At 58.0% G+C, this 20,961-nt stretch carries 19 protein-coding genes and 1 tRNA gene; 10 read left to right on the top strand and 10 right to left on the bottom strand.

Annotated features, from left to right (window positions below; translation table 11 throughout):
* Positions 1-5: 5 nt before the first annotated feature.
* The 5 genes from K529_RS19255 (at position 6) to K529_RS19235 (ending at position 3,101) form a co-directional block, all read left to right on the top strand.
* Complete coding sequence (locus tag K529_RS19255) at positions 6-836, top strand: hypothetical protein (protein WP_046002530.1); 831 nt, start codon at positions 6-8, stop codon at positions 834-836.
* 24 nt (positions 837-860) lie between these two features.
* Complete coding sequence (locus tag K529_RS19250; protein WP_005624028.1) at positions 861-1,076, top strand: hypothetical protein; 216 nt, start codon at positions 861-863, stop codon at positions 1,074-1,076.
* A 104-nt stretch (positions 1,077-1,180) separates the two neighbouring features.
* Positions 1,181-1,927: a lysozyme gene (locus K529_RS19245; RefSeq protein ID WP_005624026.1), complete on the top strand. Its 747-nt coding sequence runs from the start codon at positions 1,181-1,183 to the stop codon at positions 1,925-1,927.
* Between the two features lie 186 nt (positions 1,928-2,113).
* Positions 2,114-2,368, top strand: a complete 255-nt coding sequence (locus K529_RS19240) for a hypothetical protein (RefSeq protein ID WP_005624023.1) — start codon at positions 2,114-2,116, stop codon at positions 2,366-2,368.
* Between the two features lie 85 nt (positions 2,369-2,453).
* Complete coding sequence (locus K529_RS19235) at positions 2,454-3,101, top strand: hypothetical protein (protein WP_040642551.1); 648 nt, start codon at positions 2,454-2,456, stop codon at positions 3,099-3,101.
* A 185-nt stretch (positions 3,102-3,286) separates the two neighbouring features.
* Here K529_RS19235 and K529_RS19230 read toward each other — a convergent pair.
* A tRNA-Arg gene (locus tag K529_RS19230) sits at positions 3,287-3,363 on the bottom strand.
* A 128-nt stretch (positions 3,364-3,491) separates the two neighbouring features.
* Between K529_RS19230 and K529_RS19225 the strand changes: the two genes are divergently transcribed.
* On the top strand, positions 3,492-4,517 hold the full coding sequence (locus K529_RS19225) for a LacI family DNA-binding transcriptional regulator (protein WP_005624016.1): 1,026 nt from the start codon (positions 3,492-3,494) through the stop codon (positions 4,515-4,517).
* Between the two features lie 74 nt (positions 4,518-4,591).
* Here K529_RS19225 and K529_RS19220 read toward each other — a convergent pair whose 3' ends face one another.
* The 4 genes from K529_RS19220 to K529_RS19205 form a co-directional block, all read right to left on the bottom strand.
* A complete protein-coding gene (locus K529_RS19220; RefSeq protein ID WP_005624013.1) occupies positions 4,592-6,097 on the bottom strand; it encodes a TRAP transporter large permease in 1,506 nt (501 codons plus the stop codon).
* Positions 6,094-6,675 carry a TRAP transporter small permease gene (locus tag K529_RS19215; protein WP_005624009.1) on the bottom strand — a complete coding sequence of 194 codons (582 nt, stop codon included), beginning with the start codon at positions 6,673-6,675 and terminating at the stop codon, positions 6,094-6,096. The genes K529_RS19220 and K529_RS19215 overlap by 4 nt, the downstream gene beginning before the upstream one ends.
* An 89-nt stretch (positions 6,676-6,764) precedes the next feature.
* Positions 6,765-7,811, bottom strand: coding sequence for a TRAP transporter substrate-binding protein (locus K529_RS19210; RefSeq protein WP_005624007.1), 1,047 nt, complete (start codon positions 7,809-7,811; stop codon positions 6,765-6,767).
* Positions 7,812-8,021: 210 nt separating this feature from the next.
* Positions 8,022-9,860, bottom strand: a complete 1,839-nt coding sequence (locus K529_RS19205) for a putative bifunctional diguanylate cyclase/phosphodiesterase (protein WP_227512285.1) — start codon at positions 9,858-9,860, stop codon at positions 8,022-8,024.
* Positions 9,861-10,361: 501 nt separating this feature from the next.
* Here K529_RS19205 and betC point away from each other — a divergent pair.
* Positions 10,362-11,876: a choline-sulfatase gene (gene betC, locus K529_RS19200; RefSeq protein ID WP_005624003.1), complete on the top strand. Its 1,515-nt coding sequence runs from the start codon at positions 10,362-10,364 to the stop codon at positions 11,874-11,876.
* A 69-nt stretch (positions 11,877-11,945) separates the two neighbouring features.
* Here the strand turns inward: betC and K529_RS19195 are convergent, their stop codons facing one another.
* The 5 genes from K529_RS19195 to lsrA form a co-directional block, all read right to left on the bottom strand.
* Complete coding sequence (locus tag K529_RS19195; RefSeq protein WP_005624001.1) at positions 11,946-13,187, bottom strand: class II aldolase/adducin family protein; 1,242 nt, start codon at positions 13,185-13,187, stop codon at positions 11,946-11,948.
* Between the two features lie 68 nt (positions 13,188-13,255).
* The gene (gene lsrB / locus K529_RS19190; RefSeq protein WP_005623999.1) at positions 13,256-14,272 is read right to left on the bottom strand and encodes an autoinducer 2 ABC transporter substrate-binding protein LsrB; all 1,017 of its coding nucleotides are present in this window, start codon (positions 14,270-14,272) and stop codon (positions 13,256-13,258) included.
* 35 nt (positions 14,273-14,307) lie between these two features.
* Positions 14,308-15,291 carry an ABC transporter permease subunit gene (locus tag K529_RS19185; protein WP_005623996.1) on the bottom strand — a complete coding sequence of 328 codons (984 nt, stop codon included), beginning with the start codon at positions 15,289-15,291 and terminating at the stop codon, positions 14,308-14,310.
* On the bottom strand, positions 15,288-16,298 hold the full coding sequence (locus tag K529_RS19180) for an autoinducer 2 ABC transporter permease LsrC (RefSeq protein ID WP_005623993.1): 1,011 nt from the start codon (positions 16,296-16,298) through the stop codon (positions 15,288-15,290). The genes K529_RS19185 and K529_RS19180 overlap by 4 nt, the downstream gene beginning before the upstream one ends.
* Positions 16,291-17,766 carry an autoinducer 2 ABC transporter ATP-binding protein LsrA gene (gene lsrA, locus K529_RS19175; protein ID WP_005623990.1) on the bottom strand — a complete coding sequence of 492 codons (1,476 nt, stop codon included), beginning with the start codon at positions 17,764-17,766 and terminating at the stop codon, positions 16,291-16,293. The genes K529_RS19180 and lsrA overlap by 8 nt, the downstream gene beginning before the upstream one ends.
* A gap of 241 nt (positions 17,767-18,007) precedes the next feature.
* Here lsrA and K529_RS19170 point away from each other — a divergent pair, with 241 nt between their 5' ends.
* From K529_RS19170 to K529_RS19160, 3 genes are read left to right on the top strand one after another with little or no spacing between them, the layout of a single operon-like run.
* A complete protein-coding gene (locus K529_RS19170; protein WP_005623987.1) occupies positions 18,008-18,946 on the top strand; it encodes a sugar-binding transcriptional regulator in 939 nt (312 codons plus the stop codon).
* Positions 18,947-18,948: 2 nt separating this feature from the next.
* Positions 18,949-20,478, top strand: a complete 1,530-nt coding sequence (gene lsrK, locus K529_RS19165; protein ID WP_005623984.1) for an autoinducer-2 kinase — start codon at positions 18,949-18,951, stop codon at positions 20,476-20,478.
* Positions 20,479-20,517: 39 nt separating this feature from the next.
* Positions 20,518-20,817 (top strand): antibiotic biosynthesis monooxygenase, encoded by a 300-nt coding sequence (locus K529_RS19160; protein WP_005623980.1) that lies wholly within the window; start codon positions 20,518-20,520, stop codon positions 20,815-20,817.
* Positions 20,818-20,961 lie beyond the last annotated feature (144 nt).

The following is a 20,961-nucleotide window of genomic DNA, read 5'->3' as shown; positions in this document are numbered from 1 at the left end:
TTGAAATGGCTTATGGGATCACTCTGCAAAATGATCTCGGTGAAATAATCACCGAATATGAGGACGTTCTTTTTGAAATGGACAGCGGCGTCACTCGCCGCCTGCCAACTCTGCCCAGCCTCCCGGAGTTTGACAAACACTTGTTTTACAACTGGGCGACCTCTTGGGGCAGCAACCCAAAGGTGCCCCGCTTCGAGCAGATCGCAAAGGGCACCAAGTGGATCACAACGGGCCGGTCGCAGGATCTCTACAAGATCCACCGTGTCCTGACCGGCAATGACGATTGGCCCCTAAATACCTTTCCCTTTGTGAAAATGCCGACTGAGGGCATTTGGGGTATGCTGGGGGTGCCGTTCCGGTATCCCAGCAATGGGCCACGGGTCATGATGTGGGCGGTTGGAACAGACGCCACGGGCCTCCCTTTCAAGATGGCCGGTGACAATCTGCCCGCCACTCTGAGCGGCAATTACGGCATGCAGATCCGCAAGCCCAGTGGCGCAGTCGCCTTTGACAGCCGCGCCAAAATGATCTCGCTCGCGGGGCATTTTTACATGTCTCAGAGCGATATGGTGGCTGTTTTGGAAAACGGGGCCACCCGCACATACAACATCAGCTCACCCGCGCCCGGCTCATTTGTCTGCGCGCCGCATTACACCTCGTTTCTCTACACGGGATCTGGGGCGGTATGGGTGCCGAGGCTGCGTCAAACCGACGACACCACGTTCCTTTTGGATCGCATCGCAATAGCCGAACTGCGCCCCGGTTTGGTTCCAGACGTCGGATATGCAGGGGCATTCTTCCACGACACGACCGTCATGGTCGCGCGTAACATCTAACCAAAGCCACAGGAGAATTGGCACATGACCGAAGTCACCCCAACCCCATCTGAAGAACCTTTTGTGTCCACCATCCCGCAAATCGCAGCGGTGCAGCAGATCATCGCTGATCTCGATACGATCCCTGACACGGTGGATGGTTTGGACATGCGCCAATTCAAGCGCATGGCCGCTGCAAGCGGGGCCACATTCGTCACCAATCTGACTGCGGTTCTGAAGCTCGGCACACCTTCAGCGTAAGGGCCTTTGAGCGCGTGCGATAGCACTAAGCGCTCCAGTATCACCAATCCGAAATGTCGCGGCTCGCAGCTTATGCGAGCCTTTTTGTTTAGGGAAATCAAATTATGAAACTTGTTGAAAATTGGCGCTCGGTACTCGGCGGAGCATGGTCGGTGCGGCTGATGTTGGTTTCGGCCATCCTTTCAGCATTGCCCGTGTTTTTCGATCTGGTCAGCGCCAATATGCTGGGCATCAATCCGATGCTTTTTGCGGTTCTCGCATCGGGCGCAAGTGCCTTGGCAGTGGTTGCGCGCGTGTTCCAGCAGGCCGCTCTCTCTGGCGCATTGCAAAAATTTCGCTCCGATGATGGCGGCGGTGTGCGCGTGCGCAAGCGCACCCTTGGAATTGCTGGGATGATCTCCGTGGTTGCGATTGCTGCAACCCCGATTGTCAGCAAGTGGGAGGGTTTGCGGACCCAAGCCTATCAGGATGTTATCGGAGTTTGGACTGTTTGCTATGGAGAGACCAAGGGCGTTGGTCCCGGTGATGCCTATACCGTCGCTGAATGTGAGGCCATGCTTGATGCAGAATTGCGTGACTACGCGGTGGGCTTAGGTAAGTGCCTCAAGGCCCCGCTTCCCGAAGGGGCCGCTGCTGCGTTTCTATCGTGGTCCTACAATGTCGGTACGAGTGCAGCTTGCCGCTCAACTGCGGTGCGCAAAGCCAATGCCGGTGATCTGTTTGGCGCATGCGATGAGCTGTTGCGATGGACCCGCGCCGGTGGGCGTGTGGTGCCGGGTCTGGTAAACCGCCGCCGCGATGAACATGCCCTTTGTGTTGGCTCCTTGGTGGCCGCCGGTCTGAGCCGGTGAGCCCTATGCTCTACTCAGCTTTTTTAGGAATGCTCGCCCGCCCGAAAACTCGGCGGGCGTTTTTGGTAATCATGACCGCCATGGCCCTGTGTGGTGCCATGGCGGTTTACGTTTCGCACGAGCGTAACGACGCGGCTGCTGAGGCTGTTCGCGATCTAGAAGCTCAACAATCCCGAGAGGTGAAAGATGCGATCCGAAGTGCTGCGCCGGGGCCTCGCCCTAGCAATTCTGAGTTTCTCGAGTGCCTGCGGCGAGCCGGGCCGGGTTGTCTTTGACGCCTCGGCGGTTCCTGCTCCGCCTCGTTACTCACCCAATTTCAAACGCGAGCTTGCGGCTGAGATAGATGCCGCACCGCAATCTAGTCTGATCGTGCAGGCCCTCGCGGATGCCTCTCAATTCTATGGACGCATCCGGCGGATGAAAGGTGGAAAGACGGAATGACAAAAAGCGATAGCTCGCATGCGATCACTTACGCCAACGGTAAGTGCCAACTGATCACGCAAACCCCTGATTCACGGTATCGGACATGAGTGCCGCCAAGTGTTCCCGTTGTAAGGGGTTCGGTTGCCATGATCCGGCGTTTCTTGGCGTCGATGAATGCGAGGTTTGCGGCGGGTCTGGTGTGTCGCCTTTCACAATGGATCTGGGGCGGCGAGTCCGCCTTCTGATCATCGGCCACGGGCAGCACGGCAAGGATTGCACGGCGGATGTTCTCGCGCAGCAATACGGGCTGCGGGTGATTTCAAGTTCTAAGTTTGCGGCGCGCAAGGCGGTGTTTCCACTGGTGTCGGATTTATACGTGGATTGGCGCGAAGCTTATGAGGACCGGCATGCTCATCGCGATCTCTGGTATCACGCAATAGCCGCCTACAACTTACGCCCCGGCCCGATGTTGGCGGAGCAAATCCTTGAGCAACACGATGTCTACACTGGGATGCGCCGCCGCGCAGAGCTGGTGCACTCGCGTCACCTCTTTGATTTGGTGGTTTGGGTCGATGCAATGCGCCGCCTGCCTCCTGAGCCCAGCAGTTCTATGGAACTGAATGCCACAGATGCAGATTGGATCGTTGATAACAATGGGCCACTTGAAGCATTGCCCGGCGAAATCGCGAAGCTCGCTAAAGAAATCAGTGATCGCCACACTCTCGCGGATGCTTTTGCGCAGCACGCATAAGGTTCAAGTAACCTTATGGGGTTAATCCCCACCTGAACAGAACCGGAACTGACTGCACGCTTTTTGCACACAAAAAGCGTGCAGCTTGGAATAAATCACATGAAAAGATGTTAATTCACATTAAAAGGTTTAGCACTCAAGAGTGTCCAGAATTATATTTTATTATTATAAATCAGCACCTTGGATGGTGACCCCGGCAGGATTCGAACCTGCAACCTGCCCCTTAGGAGGGGGCTGCTCTATCCAGTTGAGCCACGGGGCCGTCCTTGATTGAGGGCGATAGCAAATAGGCCCCACAAGCTCAAGCGCCGCGTCGTGTGGGCCAACAGCCATTGTGTCCCCTCACCGGACTGGCTAACCTCAAAACAACAAAGCAAAGAGGCCAAGCACGTGACCAACGACTCCAAGCGTCCGCTGACGCTGCGTGATGTTTCAGATGCCACCGGCGTATCGGAAATGACCGTCAGCCGTGTTCTTCGAAACCGCGGTGATGTGTCGGAAAAGACCCGACAAAAGGTGCTGGAGGCAGCCAAAGAACTGGGCTACGTGCCAAACAAGATTGCAGGCGCGTTGGCTTCTAAACGGGTCAACCTGGTTGCGGTCATTATCCCGTCTTTGTCCAATATGGTCTTTCCCGAAGTGTTGACCGGGATCAACCGGGTGCTGGAAGACACCGAACTTCAGCCGGTGGTGGGCGTTACGGACTATCAACCTGAAAAGGAAGAGAAAGTCCTCTATGAGATGCTCTCTTGGCGTCCCTCGGGCGTGATTATCGCAGGGCTTGAGCACACCGAACCCGCGCGCGCAATGCTTGCGGCGGCGGGCATTCCGGTGGTGGAAATCATGGATACCGACGGCAAGCCAGTGGATGCGATGGTGGGGATTTCCCATCGCCGCGCGGGCCGTGAAATGGCCAAGGCGATCCTCAAGGCCGGCTATAGCCATATCGGGTTCATGGGCACAAAAATGCCGCTTGATCATCGGGCGCGCAAACGGTTCGAGGGCTTTACCGAGGCGCTCGCAAAAGAAGGGGTCGAAATCGAGGATCGTGAATTCTATTCCGGTGGCTCCGCTCTGGCGAAGGGACGCGAGATGACGCAAGCCATGCTGGAACGTTCGCCGGAGCTTGATTTCCTCTATTATTCCAACGACATGATTGGTGCTGGCGGGTTGTTGCATCTGCTCAACCAAGGCATAGATGTGCCCGGACAAATTGGGCTTGCGGGGTTCAACGGCGTGGAATTGCTGGCCGGGCTGCCACGGCAACTGGCCACTATGGACGCCTGCCGCCAGGAAATCGGCATGAAGGCGGCACAGATCATTGCCGCACAGCTCGAAGAACCGGATGCCGAGATTGAGAAACATGTGACGCTGACGCCGACCATCACTTACGGCGATACGCTGAAACGGCGCTGAGCAAATCGCCAGTCAAACAAAAACGCGCGACCCTCAGGGGCCGCGCGTTTTTTCGTTAAAAGGCGTGCGCGCGCTTAGTAGAGCAACATCAGCGGCAGCAGAGTGATCACCGGGAACAGCACCAAAATGATCACCCGGATCAGGTCGGAGCCGACAAAGAACATCACAGCCTTGTAGGTGTCCACCATGCGCGATTTTGGGTCCATCGCGTTGATGACAAAGAGATTCATACCGACCGGAGGGGTGATCAGACCGACCTCCACCACGATCAGGGTGAGGATGCCAAACCAAATGGCGACATACTCTGTCTCCAGACGGTTGGCGATGCCTTGGGTCACGCGAATGCCCAGTTCCTTCATCTGATCACGAGTAAGTTCAGCACCCGTCGCAATGGCGTCCTGAATGGAGGCCAGCATCTCTGCTCCCATACCCTCCGGCACACCTGCGCGCAGCACTTCCATTGCCGCATCTGCCTGCATTGCGGGCAGCGACACAAGGCCAAAGTCCATGGATGAGATCACCGGATAGAAGATCGGGATCGTCAGTAGGATCATTGACAGACTGTCCATCAAACAGCCCAACAGCAGATAGAACACGAGGATCAGCGCCAGCACCATCCACGGGCTAAGGCCCTGCGCCACAACGAAATTCGCAAGTTCCTGCGGCACTTGGGTCAGTGCAAGAAAGCCATTGTAGAACCCCGCCCCCAACACGATGAAGAAGATCATCGCGGTGGAGCGTGCGGTAATCATGAAGCTGTCGGTCAGCGTTCGCCGGGTGAGGCCCCCATTCGCAAGCGCAATCAGCCCTGTGCCCAATGCACCCACGGCTGCACCTTCGGTTGGTGTGAACCAGCCTGCGTAAATACCGCCTACCACGAGGCCAAAAACCATCAGCACCGGCCAGACCGCAAAGAGCAAAGAGAAACGCTCACGCCACGGAATCGGCTCACGTGTGCCCGCGCTTTCGGGGAAGAGGCGCACATAGACAGAGATTGCGATAATATAGCCAATCGCTGCAAGCAAACCGGGGATAAAGGCCGCGAGGAACAGCTTGGCGATATTCTGTTCCGTAAGGATCGCATAGATCACCAGAACAACTGAAGGCGGGATCAGAATGCCGAGTGTCCCGCCTGCGGCCAGTGTCGCGGTCGAAAACCCGCTGGCGTAGCCATAGTTTTTCAGCTCGGGCAAGGCCACCCGCCCCATGGTGGCGGCAGTCGCAAGCGAGGAGCCGCAAATCGCACCAAAACCCGCACAGGCGCCAATGGCAGCCATGGCCACGCCGCCCTTGCGGTGTCCGATAAACCCTTCGGCCGCTTTGAACAGCGCCGTCGACATCCCGCCCAGCGTGGCAAACTGCCCCATCAAAAAGAACATCGGGATGATCGACAGCGAGTAGGATGAGAAGGTCGAATAGGTCTCATTCTTGAGGCGACCAAAAGCCACGACAGTGTCGCCCGTGACCATCACCAGACCGCCAAGCCCCACGAGGAACATCGACAGACCGATGGGCACCCGCAGGAAAATCAGGCCCATCAGAACCGGAAACGACCAGATACCAATTTCAAGTGCGCTCACGACTGCACCTCCACACCGTCCCAGATCCGGATCTGGCCTGTTATTGCTTCTATACTGCGGATCACGGCCATATAGACCCCGACGATGGCGGCCACGATCGCGGCCACAAGGCTCAGCCCGTAGGCCCACCAGACCGGAAATTCCAACAGGAACGAGGTCTCGCCATTTTCAAACTTGCTCACGGTCCCTGCCCCCAGACGCCACGCAATCAGCACGAGCACCAGCGCAAAGACGATCTCGGTTATCATGCGCAGCACCCGGTTCACGCGGGCAGAGAAACTATTGGCAAAAACATCCACCGCCGCATGTCCTGCCGTGATCTGGCATAGCGGGATAAAGCAGAAGATTGCGAAGGCAACACCGGCTTCCACCAGCTCAAAATCACCGTTTACCGGCCCGACCCGCGCCGCCATCCACGCCGAGAACTGTGGCGCAAGCGCCTCCATCGTGTCGCCGTGAAAGACCCCGTTCAGCAGGCGTCCGACGATTGAGATGCAGGTCAGGAAAATCAGAAGAGTCAGGACCGCGCCGCCGATCATCGCCATGATCCGCGCGAGCCTCATCATAAAGCTATGCATGCCTTTGCCCACCTTTGGCTTTTAAGCACCGTTGCATGCGACGGGGCCCGCTGCAGAAGCGATGCGGACCCGGTCAATCGATGTTTAGATCAGTTTTCGTACTGTGGTGTGTATTTCTCGATCAGCATCGTGGCCTCATCGAGAAGCGCCTGACCGTCGATCCCGCGCTCAGACATATCCGCCAGCCATTTGTCGTAGATCGGCTGGGACCGCTCGCGCCAAACAGCGGTCTGCTCTGCGTCCAAGGTGATGACATTGTTGCCAAGATCAAGGGCGTTTTCACGGGCTGGCAAATCGGAATCCGCCATCGTGCCACCGGCAAAGACAGACATTTCCACACCGGAATTGTCGTCAATGACCTTTTTCAGATCATCCGGCAGGCTTTCATATTTTTCTTTGTTCATCGCCAGAACAAAGGTCAGCGTGTAAAGTGCACGACCAGTGAATTCTGTATGGTTTTCAACCAGCTCCGGAACTTTGAGCGAGGTGGTCACCTCCCATGGAATGGTGGTGCCATCAATCACACCCTTAGAGAGCGCCTCGGGGATTGCAGGCACCGGCATACCCACAGGGGTCGCCCCCAGTTCGGTCAAAAGGGCGTTCACAGAACGTCCGCCACCGCGAATCTTCATACCTTCGAGATCTTCGGGAACCTCAACCGGATCAGAGGTGTGGAAGATGCCCGGACCATGCACCCAACCCGCGAGGATTTTGAAGTCCTTGAATTCCGAGTCCAGCCAGTGCTTTTCCATCATATCCCAATAGGCGTGGCTTACAGCACGCGCATTGGTCATCATGAAGGGCAGTTCAAACACCTCGGTCGAGGGGAAGCGACCGGGCGTGTAGCCGACCACAGTCCAGACGATATCAGCGACACCGTCCTGCACCTGATCGATCAGTTCTGGCGGCTTGCCACCCAGCTGCATCGAGGGGTAGCGGTCGATTTTGATGCGGTTATCCGAGGCTTCTTCGATCTTATCAGCCCAGACGTCCAGAACCAATTTCGGAACATTTGCCTGTGCGGGCAAGAACTGGTGCATCTTCAGCGTCACCTCTTGGGCGAGCGCGGGCACAGCGCCAATTGCGGAAAATGCCAGTGCGGTGGCTGCACCGAGTAGTGCTCTGCGAGTGGTCATGCGTTTCCTCCCTTTGACCGGGACCTTTACGGCTCCTCTACGGCAACCTTACCGTATGAGTTTCTAATGTCGCGCCTGTTTTTTAGGCACTTAGAAAAGTCCGCCGTCCGGCCTTGCGAAGGTCAGGGCTATTAGGTGCTTTTGTAACTATCAATGGTGAGTGCGGTAACAAATTGCGTATTTTTAATGCCCCTTAACAGAGCAAATTTTTCACGCCCCAGAGCCTACACATGTTTTGGGCTGATCAACCTTCAGCCAGTTCTCAGCGAATTCAGACGCAGCAATGGGACGGCTAAACAAAAAGCCCTGAGCCTCTGTACAACCTAGAGAAATAAGGCGGTCGCGCTGTTCTCGCGTCTCGACCCCTTCAGCGATGACACTGATATCGAGGCTGCGCCCCATCGCGACCACCGCCGCAACGATGCGGTCATCTTTGGTGTTCTGTGGCAACGATTTGATAAACCGCCGGTCGAGCTTGATGCGGTCGATTGGCAGATCCTTCAGCATCGCAAGAGAGGAATATCCGGTCCCAAAATCATCGATAGCCAGTTGCACACCCATCGTGCGCAGGTCATCCACCGTGCTGAGTGAACTGCGCATCCGCGGGAACAGCGTGGTCTCCAGCACCTCAATTTCCAATAGTGCAAGATCAACCTCATGCGCCGCAGCGGTAGCTTTGAGATCGCGGGCAAAATCGGGTGACAGCAGCGTCATCGCGGACATGTTGACTGAGATCTTACCGGGTGCGAACCCGGCCTTTTTCCACCGCTCGATCTGCGCACAAACTTCCTTGGTCACGAACCGGTCGATGGCGGTGGTGAGCCCGGTGTCCAGCGCCAACGGCACAAACCCTCCCGGCAGCAGCAGTCCCTTTTTAGGATGCTGCCAACGCAAGAGCGCCTCGGCCCCGATACACTGACCCGTGCGCAAATCAACCTGAGGCTGATAGAACATCAGCAACTCCCCGTCAGAGATGGCCCGGCGCAGATCGTTCTCCATCTGCAGGCTCTCTTCGGAGCGCTGCTTCATGTTTTCGGAATAAAAGCAGACCTGTCCGCGTCCTTTGGCTTTGGCATGACAAAGCGAGACTCCAGCCGCCTGCATCAGATTGCGCTGGCTCGCTCCGTCCTTGGGATATTGTGCGATGCCCATGCTGGCACTCAACCGACAGGTCAGCCCATCCACCACCACCTCATCCCCGAGTGCCGCGCTTATGTCATTGGCGACCTGCATCATCATATCGGGGTTGGTGGCGTGTTCGATCAGCAGGATGAACTCATCCCCGCCAATGCGCCCGATGGTGATACCGGTGCGCGCAACTGACCGCATCGCATCCGCAAGCCGCTCCAGAACGCGGTCGCCAATGTCATCACCGAAGATAGAATTTATGTCGCGAAACCGGTCAAGATCGATGACGATCAGGGCCATTTGTGTATTCGCAGCCTTGGCACGCACGATGGCAAACTCCACCTGTGACTTCATCGCGCGTCGGCTCGGCAACCCCGTGAGCGTATCGCGCAGCCGTGTGTCGATTGCGCCAGTGCGGTTCGGCGTCGGATGAAAGGACCTGCGCGAGCGAAATTCATAGGTCGACTCTGCATCCGCCACCTCTAGCGCGCGCACAGACAACGTTTCTGTTTCGGGATGCAGATCCTCACTCAGCGTGCGGGCTTCACCGCGCCAGTTTCCCTGCGTCCGCGCCTCCTCCAGTGCGGTGTCCCAAAAACTCTTGCCAAAACCTTTGGTATGGATTGACCAGATCGGACGCCCCCGAATTTGCGCCAATGGCAGACCGGCATCGGATTCAAACTGCCGATTGGCATCAATCACCCGTGCCTCCGCATCCAAAAGCGCCATGCTGTCCCCTTTGGGTCTGGCTTCAACCGACGTGGAGAACGCCACCGGCGGTGCAGGCCGGGTCTGTCTGACCTGCCGGACACGGCGCACTGCTTCGGCCAGAATAATCGCGGACACAGCAATGGCGCACAGGATGTAAAGTGTAATCGCCAGCGAAGAGGTCGGCAGCGCCAGCGCGTCGCCAATTGTCATTCCCGATGCACCTTGGTGGTTTTCCGCGGCGTCTGGACCCCGCAAGCCAGATCTGAAAACGATGCCTTGCTCTGTATTGATGCTGGTTTGGGCGAGACTGTTGCGTGCAGAAAGGACCACAGCCACAAAGGTCACGCAGCATCTGGAGCAAACAATAGCGATGAGGCCGGAGACCGGGCTCCGCATCGTCCGTTGCTGCTCTTTGCTGCAAAGCACTGGACCCTCCTCCTGTTATTTCAATAGCCTAGCACTCGCGCACACCCTGTCAACTGGAGGTTGACTGTTAAATTACCGCAAACACTTACCCCCTGCCTGCAGCCCATCACCATTTGTAGCGAGTGCGCCGATCCCGCAGGCCAACACAGGTGGCTGTAACTCAGTTCAACTGATTTTATTGACTGATTAGTCAACAAAAGATTACCCTGCGCGCAAGCCAACCCCGTTCGCCTCTCTCATGGGCTACGGCGCGTGGCGTGTACTGCCAATCCAAGGACACCCTCAATGACATCGCCAAACATCCTGATTTTTATGGTCGACCAGCTAAACGGAACGCTGTTCCCGGATGGCCCGGCGGATTGGCTGCACGCTCCGAATATGAAAGCGCTCGCTGCGCGCTCCACCCGGTTTCAGAACTGCTACACAGCCAGCCCGCTGTGCGCACCGGGACGGGCGAGCTTTATGTCCGGGCAGCTCCCCTCTGCGACCGGCGTCTACGACAACGCGGCGGAGTTTGCCTCTTCCATACCAACCTACGCGCATCATCTGCGGCGGGCGGGCTATTACACCTGTCTTTCGGGCAAAATGCACTTTGTCGGCCCTGATCAGTTGCACGGGTTTGAAGAACGCCTGACCACCGATATCTATCCACCGGATTTCGGCTGGACGCCGGATTATCGCAAACCCGGCGAACGGATCGACTGGTGGTACCACAACATGGGGTCCGTCACTGGCGCCGGTGTCGCAGAAATTTCCAATCAGATGGAATTTGACGACGAGGTTGCCTTTCACGCCACCCAGAAAATCTATGATCTGGCACGCGGCAAAGACGACCGGCCCTGGTGTCTGACCGTCAGCTTTACGCATCCCCATGACCCATATGTGACCCGCAAGAAATACTGGGATCTTTATGAGGACTGCGACCATCTGATGCCCGAGGTTGGCGACCTCGGCTATGACAATCAGGACGCGCATTCAAAACGGATTTTTGACGCCAACGACTGGCGCAACTTTGACATCACCGACGAAGATATCCGCCGGTCCCGCCGTGCCTATTTTGGCAATATTTCCTATCTCGACGACAAAATCGGAGAGGTCATGGAGGCCCTTCGGGGCACGCGACAGGATAAGGATACAATCATCCTGTTTGTCTCTGATCACGGCGACATGCTAGGCGAGCGCGGCCTGTGGTTCAAAATGAGCTTTTACGAGGGATCTTCGCGCGTGCCGATGATGATCTCTGCCCCTAATATGGCCCCCGGACTGGTTACGGATCCGGTTTCCAACATCGACGTCTGCCCGACGCTTTGCGATCTGGCGGGGGTCAGCATGGAAGAGGTGATGCCCTGGACCGCAGGCGAGAGTCTTGTGTCCCTTGGCCAGGGTGAGACACGCACAACTCCGGTTGCGATGGAATATGCGGCAGAGGCATCTTATGCCCCGATGGTGTCGCTCCGGTCTGGGCAGTACAAGCTCAACCTCTGCACCCTCGACCCTGACCAGTTGTTTGATCTGGACGCGGACCCACACGAACGCACAAACCTCGCCAATGACCCGACCCATGCTGAGGCCTACGCAGAGCTCAAGGCGATTGCCGCTGAGCGTTGGGATCTGGAGCGTTTTGACGCCGACGTGCGCGCCAGTCAGGCCCGGCGCTGGGTGGTGTATGAGGCCTTGCGTCAGGGGGGATATTTCCCTTGGGACTATCAACCTCTGCAAAAAGCCTCAGAACGCTACATGCGCAACCACATGGATCTCAACATCGTGGAAGACGCTGCCCGTTTCCCGCGCGGAGAGTAGAGACCGGATCACCCCGGCATGTTTCATACCGCGCCCTGCCCCACTTCGGGGCAGGATGCAGCGATCGCATTATTTACGCAGCTTCGCCTGCTCCAGCGACCAGTATTCCATGTCGAACAGATCCGCCTCTGAGATTGGCGTGAAACGCTTGTAATCCTCTGCGGCATTCACGATCCGTGCGGTTTGTTCATACAGATCCCCCGCAATCCGCGCCGCCTTTTCATTGGCACCAAGACCAAAGATCCCGACCCCCGGCACCAATACACCACGCGGCAGCGGGTCCAGCATGACTTTCGGCTCTGCCGCGTTGGGAGCATTGCGGTTGAAATACCCCGCATATTCATCAGCATAAGCCTCAAGTGCTAAATCGATTTCTGGTCGCCCAGCACCTTCGGTTAGGATCATGGCAAAGGGCTTGATGCGAATAACATGGTCCGGGGTCGCAGTGCCACGGCGCGACAGCTCGGACAGATTTTGACGCGCCAAGTAGGTGCGAATTGATGGGCTTGAACGAAAATCAAGCGCCGGCTCCGCACCCAACGCGCCCCCTGCCGCCAGTGCGGCACGCAACGTGTCAGCCAGCGGCTGCGGCATCTTGCGGTCGGTCTGCTCAGGGCCGGGCACTGCAATACCCCGCCCAGCCAGATAAGCCTCAGCCAGTGTGACAAACTCAATCATCAACTCATAACTGGCCTGCGCGGTATCCGCAAAGGTGAAGAGACCATGCTGTTCGAGCCACAACCCCTCAACCGATGGGTCGCGCGCCAGTGCATCCTTGCAGGCATGGCTGAGTTGGTAGCCCGGCATAACATAGGGAACAAACCCGACGCGACCGCCGTATATTTCCGCGACGACCGTCTCCATGTCTTGCTGATCCGCCAAGGCCAGGATCGCGGTCGCATGCGTGTGATCCACAAAGGCATGTGGCATATAGGCATGCAACAGCGCCTCAATCGACGGGTTGGGTGCAGTCTGATCCAACAGGTAACGCCGCAGATAAGCCACCATGTCCTCGTCCGACATATGTGCGACATCGCGAGTCTTCAGCAGCGGCTCAAGCCACATCGCAGGAAGTCCCGGCGCCTCAATATCGCCGAGATCCCAACCGGAGCCTTTGACATGAATGATCGCGCCACCTTCAGCGTCGGGGATCTTCACAGAGGTATTGCCTCCGCCATGCAGCACCAGATCGGGGTCCTGACCGATCAGGCGCGAACTGTAGACCCGCAGGCCGAGTGCTGCTGGCTGACCTTGCGCCTTTGCTGCATCGATGAACTGTTGTGCCTCGGTCTCATTCCATCTGGACTGCATATCAGTTTCCCTGAACGTCTGTGCAGGGACGCATGATGCGCCCCTGCTGGTTGATTGTCTGATTGTGATCAGAAGTCGAAGTTGTCGATGTTTTCTGCGGTGAAGACGGTGCGTTCGGGCAGCAGGACGATGCCATTGCCCTCGGCCTCGTATTCGTAGCCTTGCACGGAGTTCGGCGAGACCTCGACCGGTCCGATCCCGGCAACGTCGATCTTATCCCCCACGTTGAGGGGGCCGTTTGCCAGCACATGCGCCGCCACTGCCACCGAAATCGCACCCTGCTGGGTCACGTCCCAGAGGCCAAACCGCTCAACCGTGCCGCGCTTCACATAGGGGCGCATCACGTTGGGGGTCGAAAAGCCCACAATGGTCACATCGCCGCCACGCTCCAGATTCTCAGCGGCCTGCGCAGAGGCTGGAAGCGCGTTGGCGTCGGGCGCGATGATCACATCAAGATCAGGATAGGCCGACAGAATGCTCTCCGCAGTTTGCAGCGATTTCTGCGCGTCATTGTACCCATATTGCGTGGTCACGACCTCCCAGCCGGGGTGCTCGGCGGCAATCTTTGCCTTGGCCGCTTCCGCCCATGCGTTCTGATCCGTCACGGTCGGTGAGGAATAGAAAAACGCCACCTTGGCCTTTTCTTTGCCCTCTACGCCGTCATTGGCCATATCCACCAACAGGCCACCCAGTTGTTCGGGCGTACCTTGGTTTACATAATAGGAGCGGCATTCCGGATTCACGTCGGAATCCCATGTCATCACCAATACGTCCCGCGCCATCGCCTGCTTCAGCGCCGGGCACAGACCGTCGGGTGAGACCGACGACAGGATCACTGCCCCATAGCCCTGATTGACGAAGTTGTTGACGAATTGCACCTGACCGGAAACGCTTGGCTCGGTGGGACCATCATAGGTGACGTTGACACCCAGCTTCTCTCCCATCTCCACCGCGCCGTTGCCGCCGGACGTAAAGAACCCGACACCGACGAGCTTGGGAACAAAGGCAATGTCATCCGCCGTTGCAGCAGTGGTCATCATCAGGCCTGCGGCCAGTGTGCTGAGCAGCTTTGCTGTTGTTTTCATTTTGGTTTCCTCCTCCATTGGAACCTGTGCCCGGCTCAGTTGGCCTGTGCCGCGCGCTCCGGTAAAAACTCTCGCAGCAGCGCGGCCCCATGGCGCAGCGCAACAACGAGAACCAGCAGCGCCCCGGACAGCGCGCTGGAAATCTGGCTGGGGACACCGCTCATTTGCAGGCCCTGTTGCAGATATCCGATGATGAATGTGGCGATGACCGTGCCCAGCACAGATCCCTTGCCGCCATAGATGGACGCACCCCCCAGAACGGCTGCGGTGATTGCAGGCAGCAGCGTCGCACTGCCCAGATCCACCCGCGCCGAGCCAAAGTAGGCTGACAGCATGATCCCGGCGAGTGCCGCCGCAAGACCGGTCAGCACATATGTCATAAGCTGCACCCGAAACACCGGCATCCCAGAATGGCGCGCGGCATTCTCATTGAGGCCGATCTGGAAAACCAGACGCCCAAATCGGGTCAGATGCAGCAACACCAGCAGCACCGCCGCAAAGCACAGGAAGACAAAGAGCGGCATCGGCAGGCCCATCACCTGCGCATAACCAAGCGCTGTGAACCCCGCCGGAAAACCGCCGATCCCCTCATAGCCATTGGCACCTACAACACCGGACAGAACGGTCGCGGCGCCCGAAAACATGTAGAGCGACCCCAGCGTCACCACGAGCGGCTGCAACCGCGTCAACCGGATGATGGTGGCGTTCAAAACACCCGCAAGCGCGCCGGTCGCAAAGCCCACCAGCAGCGACAGCGGCAATGGCAGACCGAAGAAGTTGGCAATCCCAAATGCAATCGCAGCAAGCCCCACGGTAGAGGCAAAGCTCACATCGATGCCACCTGCGATGATCACCAGCGTCAACGGCACAGCCACGATGCCAACCTGCACAAAGTCCGAGGTTCCAAACAACAAAGAACTGGGGCGCAGGAAGCGCGGGTTGATCATGCCAAAGATCAGAAGTTCGGCCACCAAAATGGCCAGCAGGAGCACCTCCCACCGCATCACATAGCGTTTCATGCTGCGTCCTCCAGCGGGTGGGATTTCTGCTCGGCTTGGCTGCCGCGGCGATAGCGTGCCGCCCTGTCACGTGCTTCAAGTGCGATGCGCAGTCGTCCATCGATCAACAAAACGCCCAGCAGCATCGCGCCGCCAATCAGGTCGTTCCAGTAGGCCGGTATTTTCAGGAACACGAGAGAGGTGTCGATCGAGGTGAAAAAGATCACGCCGATGACCACACCACCAACAGAACCAACCCCGCCCAGCAGGCTGATCCCTCCCAGCACCAGTGCCGCAATCGCGCGCAGTTCAATCCCGTTTCCGGCCTGATTGGGGACAAACCCGATCTGCGCTGCAAAGGTAATCCCCGCCAGCGCATACATCGCCCCCGCCCAAGTAAAGGCCAAAAGCTCAATGCGGCGCACCGGCAACCCAAGATGACGGGCGGCTTCGCGATTGTCTCCCGTCACCATCACCCAACGCCCGCGCCTGCTGCGCAGAAACCACCAGACCGCCACGATCACCAGCGCGGTGATGATCCCCATGATGGACAGCCCGCCAAAGGACTTTGCACCCAGAGATTTAAGCGCTTCGGGAAGTTCCTCGATCCACTCGCCTCCGGTGGTAATCAGCATGACACCGCGAAAGAGGCCAAGCGTGCCCAGTGTCGCCACAATCGAGGGCACTCCGAGTCCCGCCACCAGCAGGCCATTCACAACCCCGGCAAAGATCCCGGCTCCAAGCGCAAATCCAAGCGCCAGAGGCAGCGCGAACCCATCATTGAGCGCCAAGCCCAGCACCACCGCCGAGAGCCCGAGGATTGAACCGCCCGAGACATCGATATTGCGCGTGAGGATCACTGGAAAAATCCCCAGTGCAACCAGCATCAGCACCAACCCATTGGACCAGATGATGGTGGCCGTCCCCGCCGACAAGAAACCGGGAGCCGCCAGCCCGACAAGCAACAGCACAGCCACCGTCACAAGGAACAGAGTTGCGACACGGTCGCGGGCGATCCGTTCAAGCATGCTCAACCTCCCGAGCTTCAAAGGCCAGTTGTGAAATTTCATCCGTGGTTGCCCCGCCCGGCAACTCACCCGCCAGATGCCCTCCAGCCATCACGGCAATGCGATCAGACAGACGTACAACCTCGTCAAAATCCGATGAGATCAGCAGCACCGAGGTTCCTTGCGCCGCAAGCTCCTCGATGATGCGATAAATATCGTTGCGCGCACCCACGTCGACGCCACGGGTGGGTTCATCAAGGATCAATAGTTTCGGCTCAGCCGCGAGACATTTGGCCAGCAGAACCTTTTGCTGATTGCCGCCAGAGAGGCTCCCCGCAGGCTGATCCGGGCTGGCACATTTGATCCCGAGCATCTCGCGATACCGCGCAAAGCGTTTGCGTTCGGTGCCGGGCCTCAAGAAGAACGGCAGCCGGTCATAGACAAAGGACGACGCGTTCCAAAACAGCGGTGCCTCAAGGAACAAACCATATTGCTGGCGGTCTTCACTCAGATGCACAATGCCCTGACGTACCGCGTCGCTGGGGGCGTTTGCGCCAAACGCCTTCCCCTGTAGCATGACGTCACCGCAAGTGCGGGGGCGCAACCCGACGAGGGTTTCAGCGAGTTCCGTGCGCCCAGCCCCGACCACGCCGGTCAGCCCAAGCACCTCGCCGCGGCGCACATCAAACGAGATATCGACAAAGCCCTCTCCGCTGAGGGCGTCCAACGCTAGCACCACCTCGCTTGAGGTTTGCCTCCCCGCCCCACGCGCCTCTAGCTCGGTTACACCGGGGCTCATTGCGGTAAGGATATCGCTGTCAGTGCTCTGGTCCATGTTTCCGCTCAGCACCACATTGCCATCACGCAGCACGGTGATCCGGTCGCAGACCGCGCGCAGCTCATGCAGTTTGTGGGAAATAAAAACCAGCCCGTGACCTGCGGCCCGCAACCCCTGCATACGCGCAAACAGGGTCTGAACCTCATGCGGTGTAAGCGCCGAAGTCGGCTCATCGAGGATCAGAACTTTCGCCTCACGCACAAGGCCACGCAGGATTTCCACGATCTGGCGATCCGCGATTTCCAGCGTCGCGGCTTTGGTTTCGGGCAACAGCGACACACCGATCTGTGCAATCAGCTCCTCTACCCGTGCGCGATAGGCCGCGGCAGGTTTAGGCAAGCCGATGCAGATATTTTCAAGCACCGACTGGTTCGGAAAAATATGTGCCTCCTGTGGCACCAGATAGAGCCCCATCGCCAAGGCCTGCGCTGGGGTCGCCGGCACCAATGGCGCGTCCGCAATCCGCACGTCTCCCCCGCTGGCCTGCACCAGACCTGCAAGGATTTTCATAAGCGTGGATTTGCCCGCGCCATTCCCTCCCAACAGCGCATGAATTTCCCCGGCACGCACCGAGAAATTCACCCGCTTCAGCACCGGAATGCCAGCGTAGCTCTTTGACACAGAGTCCAGCTCTGCAAGCACAGGTTCCATAACGCCTCCTCAACGTTATCGGCTTTGTCGCTGCAGCGTGGGTCATTCGATCTATGCGGATTCGATTGATCATCTGTTAGCAACAACATCATTTGTTCAAGTGAATCGCATCCTGTCAATATGTTTGATGCGAATAACTCGCCGATATCTCCGATTCACATTGGTAAAATAGACCCATTGACTTGATCATATGTTCTGTCACTAATTGTTTGATCGAGAACGCCATGGAGGAAGGCCCCCGATGACCGACCAGACAGCACATGATGCAGACGAGGCACTGCTGGCACGGGTGGCTTGGCTTTATTACAACGACGGACTCACCCAGAGCGAGGTGGGCGAGATCCTCAATCTGTCGCGCATCAAAGTCTCGCGCCTTCTTGATGCCGGGCGCACGTCAGGCCTTATTCAGCTGCGGATCAACTCTCGTCAGCGCGGGTGTCTGGAACTTGAAACCCGCATGAAACAGCAATTTGGCCTCAGTGACTGTCGCGTCATTCCCGAAAGCATCTCGGAAGACACCAACATGCGCATCGGGCAGGCCGCGGCACAATATCTGATGCAGAAGCTATCCCCCGGTGACAGCCTATCGGTCGGCTGGGGCGACACCGTGACTCACTCCATCCGTATGTTGGGCTATACCGCGCAGGAACGCGGTGTCGGGCTGTACTCCCTGACCGGCGGCGTGCAGACCTATGTGGAAGGTATGCGCGAGGCCAACTGGCACCGCAACGTGAACATCATTCCGGCACCATTGGTGGTCTCAACACCAGAGCTGGCACAGGCATTGATGCAAGAGCCGACCGTTGCCACCCTGATGGCCAAGGCGCTTGAGGCGGATTACAAGCTCGTTGGCATCGGTGGCATCAGCGAGACCGCAACCGTGGTGAGCCATGGCTACATTCCACCTGCCGAGATTGACCCGCTGCGCCGGGGCGGCGCGCGTGGTGACATTCTGTGCCGCTTCTATGATCGGAGTGGCGCAGGGCTTGCCCTGCCCTTGCATGAACGTGTGATCGGTGTCGATCTTGATCAGTTGCGCGAGTCCAACAAGGTCATTGGCGCAGCGGGTGGCGCGACCAAAACGGGCCCGATCCTCTCCGCCTTGCGCGGGAAAATCCTCGACATTCTGGTCACGGACGAACCCACAGCACTCGCACTTCTTGACGCGGCGGAGGTCTGATCATGGCGTATTATTTGGCATTTGATGCTGGTACCGGCAGCGGTCGTGCGGTCTTGTTTGATGAAAACGGCGCAGAAATTTCTGCCTCAAGTCAGGAATGGTGGCACGCCACCGATCCGCGCTATCCGGGATCAATGGATTTCGACACGGCAGGAAACTGGGCCGCACTCGCCCGTTGCTGCCGCGAGGTGATTGCCACCTCTGGTGTTGACCCCAAAGACATCAAAGCCGTCAGCGCCACCGCGATGCGCGAAGCCTTTGTGCTACATGACCAAACCGGCACTGAAATCTGGGCTTGCGCCAATGTTGATGCCCGCGCCAGCGATGAGGTGCGCGCGCTGAAAACCAGTCATCCGGATCTGGAACGCGACATCTACAACCGTTCGGGCCAGACCTACGCTCTTGGCGCGTTGCCTCGGCTGATCTGGCTGCGCAAACATATGCCAGACGTGCTTGAGCGCGCGCAGTCTCTTACCATGCTGTCGGACTGGGTGCTTTATCGCCTCTCCGGCGCACTCAGCTCAGAGCCGTCGAACGCGGGAACCACCGGGTTGATCGGACTGGCAGACCGCGCCCCGTTACGCGATGTGCTGAACCTTATGGACCTGCCAGAGAGCCTGTTCCCTCATGCCGCCAGCACCGGCGAGGTCATCGGCGAGGTCCACGCGGCGGCTGCCAAGGACACCGGCCTTGCGCCCGGCACGCTTGTGGTTGCAGGGGGTGGCGATTGCCAGACTGGCGCGCTCGGTCTTGGGGTGGTGAATGAAGGCGATTGCGCGGTTATGGGCGGGACCTTCTGGCAACAGGTGGTCAATGTCCCCCTCAGCCTGACGGACCCCACCATGAACCTGCGGATCAACCCGCATGTTGTGCCGGATCTCAATCAAGCAGAGGCCATCAGCTTCTTTACCGGCGCAGTGATGCGTTGGTTTCGCGATGCCTTCGGGCAGGGCAAGAGCTATAGCGAATTGGAAGCGGCCTCCAAATCCGTTCCGCCCGGTGCTTTTGGGATCATTCCGGTATTTTCCGACGTCATGCGCTATGGAGAGTGGTTTCATGCTGCGCCCTCGCTGCTGAACCTGTCGATCGACCCGGAGCGCTCCGGCCCAGACGCGATCTTTCGTGCCCTTCAGGAAAACGCGGCCATCGTGGCGCATCGCAACCTAGAGGCGGTGTTTGACCTGACGGGACGACGCCCGGATCGCATCATTTTTGCGGGGGGCGCTTCCAAATCTGCCCATTGGGCGCAGATCCTGGCCGATGTCACAGGTCTCACCGTGGCCACGCCGCGCGTCAAAGAAGCCACAGCCCAAGGATGCGCCGCAGCAGCAGCAACTGGCGCGGGCCTTTTTGCCTCACTGCGCGAAGCGGGCAATGCATGGTCTCAAATCGAAGCAGAGTTTACGCCCAACCCAGACCTTAACGCCCTTTATGCCGATGCAAGCATCCGCTGGGCCAAGGCCTATGCGGCGCAACGTGATCTGGTCACCGCAAATGTGACGACCTCCATGTGGCAGGCCCCCGGCACCTGATACCGCGCCCGCCCTCCAAGATTTCAAGAAAGGACCACTATGCTTATTCAACTGGTGAACATCAAAGTGCAGGACGGCACACGGGATACGTTCCTTGAGGCCTTCACGATAAACTGCAACGGCACCCGCGAAGAGCCGGGCAATATCCGCTTTGACCTGCTGCATGACCCGGAGGACGTAAACAACTTCTTCGTCTACGAAATCTTTGAAAGCGAAGCGGCGCTCGATGAACACCGCAAGACCCCGCACTATCAAACCTGCGTAGAGATGATTGAGCCGATCACGATTGGCGGGAGAACCAAAACCTATTTTACGCCCGTATTGGTTCAGGGCACCTGAAACATCTGCCTGCCCCGGTAGAAGCAATCCCCTGCACAGCCTCAACGTCACCCATCATCGAATGGCTTTGTGACCGCCGGGCCTTTCTCAACGGCCATTATTTCAGGCCATGAGACATCACCACCACTCACCAAGCTCAAACGG

The organism is Tritonibacter mobilis F1926 (assembly GCF_000376545.2).
Taxonomy (GTDB): Bacteria; Pseudomonadota; Alphaproteobacteria; order Rhodobacterales; family Rhodobacteraceae; genus Epibacterium; species Epibacterium mobile.
This window is presented reverse-complemented; position numbering and strand designations above follow the sequence as displayed.

Bases quoted from the DNA above. Each gene is read 5' to 3' on its own strand.
- K529_RS19255 (WP_046002530.1), top strand. From the start codon at position 6: ATGGCTTATGGGATCACTCTGCAAAATGATCTCGGTGAAATAATCACC.
- K529_RS19250 (WP_005624028.1), top strand. From the start codon at position 861: ATGACCGAAGTCACCCCAACCCCATCTGAAGAACCTTTTGTGTCCACC.
- betC (WP_005624003.1), top strand. From the start codon at position 10,362: ATGACATCGCCAAACATCCTGATTTTTATGGTCGACCAGCTAAACGGA.
- K529_RS19215 (WP_005624009.1), bottom strand. From the start codon at position 6,675: ATGCATAGCTTTATGATGAGGCTCGCGCGGATCATGGCGATGATCGGC.
- K529_RS19245 (WP_005624026.1), top strand. From the start codon at position 1,181: ATGAAACTTGTTGAAAATTGGCGCTCGGTACTCGGCGGAGCATGGTCG.
- K529_RS19235 (WP_040642551.1), top strand. From the start codon at position 2,454: ATGAGTGCCGCCAAGTGTTCCCGTTGTAAGGGGTTCGGTTGCCATGAT.
- K529_RS19180 (WP_005623993.1), bottom strand. From the start codon at position 16,298: ATGCTTGAACGGATCGCCCGCGACCGTGTCGCAACTCTGTTCCTTGTG.
- lsrA (WP_005623990.1), bottom strand. From the start codon at position 17,766: ATGGAACCTGTGCTTGCAGAGCTGGACTCTGTGTCAAAGAGCTACGCT.
- K529_RS19240 (WP_005624023.1), top strand. From the start codon at position 2,114: ATGCGATCCGAAGTGCTGCGCCGGGGCCTCGCCCTAGCAATTCTGAGT.
- K529_RS19195 (WP_005624001.1), bottom strand. From the start codon at position 13,187: ATGCAGTCCAGATGGAATGAGACCGAGGCACAACAGTTCATCGATGCA.
- K529_RS19210 (WP_005624007.1), bottom strand. From the start codon at position 7,811: ATGACCACTCGCAGAGCACTACTCGGTGCAGCCACCGCACTGGCATTT.
- lsrK (WP_005623984.1), top strand. From the start codon at position 18,949: ATGGCGTATTATTTGGCATTTGATGCTGGTACCGGCAGCGGTCGTGCG.
- K529_RS19160 (WP_005623980.1), top strand. From the start codon at position 20,518: ATGCTTATTCAACTGGTGAACATCAAAGTGCAGGACGGCACACGGGAT.
- K529_RS19170 (WP_005623987.1), top strand. From the start codon at position 18,008: ATGACCGACCAGACAGCACATGATGCAGACGAGGCACTGCTGGCACGG.
- K529_RS19185 (WP_005623996.1), bottom strand. From the start codon at position 15,291: ATGAAACGCTATGTGATGCGGTGGGAGGTGCTCCTGCTGGCCATTTTG.
- lsrB (WP_005623999.1), bottom strand. From the start codon at position 14,272: ATGAAAACAACAGCAAAGCTGCTCAGCACACTGGCCGCAGGCCTGATG.
- K529_RS19205 (WP_227512285.1), bottom strand. From the start codon at position 9,860: ATGACAATTGGCGACGCGCTGGCGCTGCCGACCTCTTCGCTGGCGATT.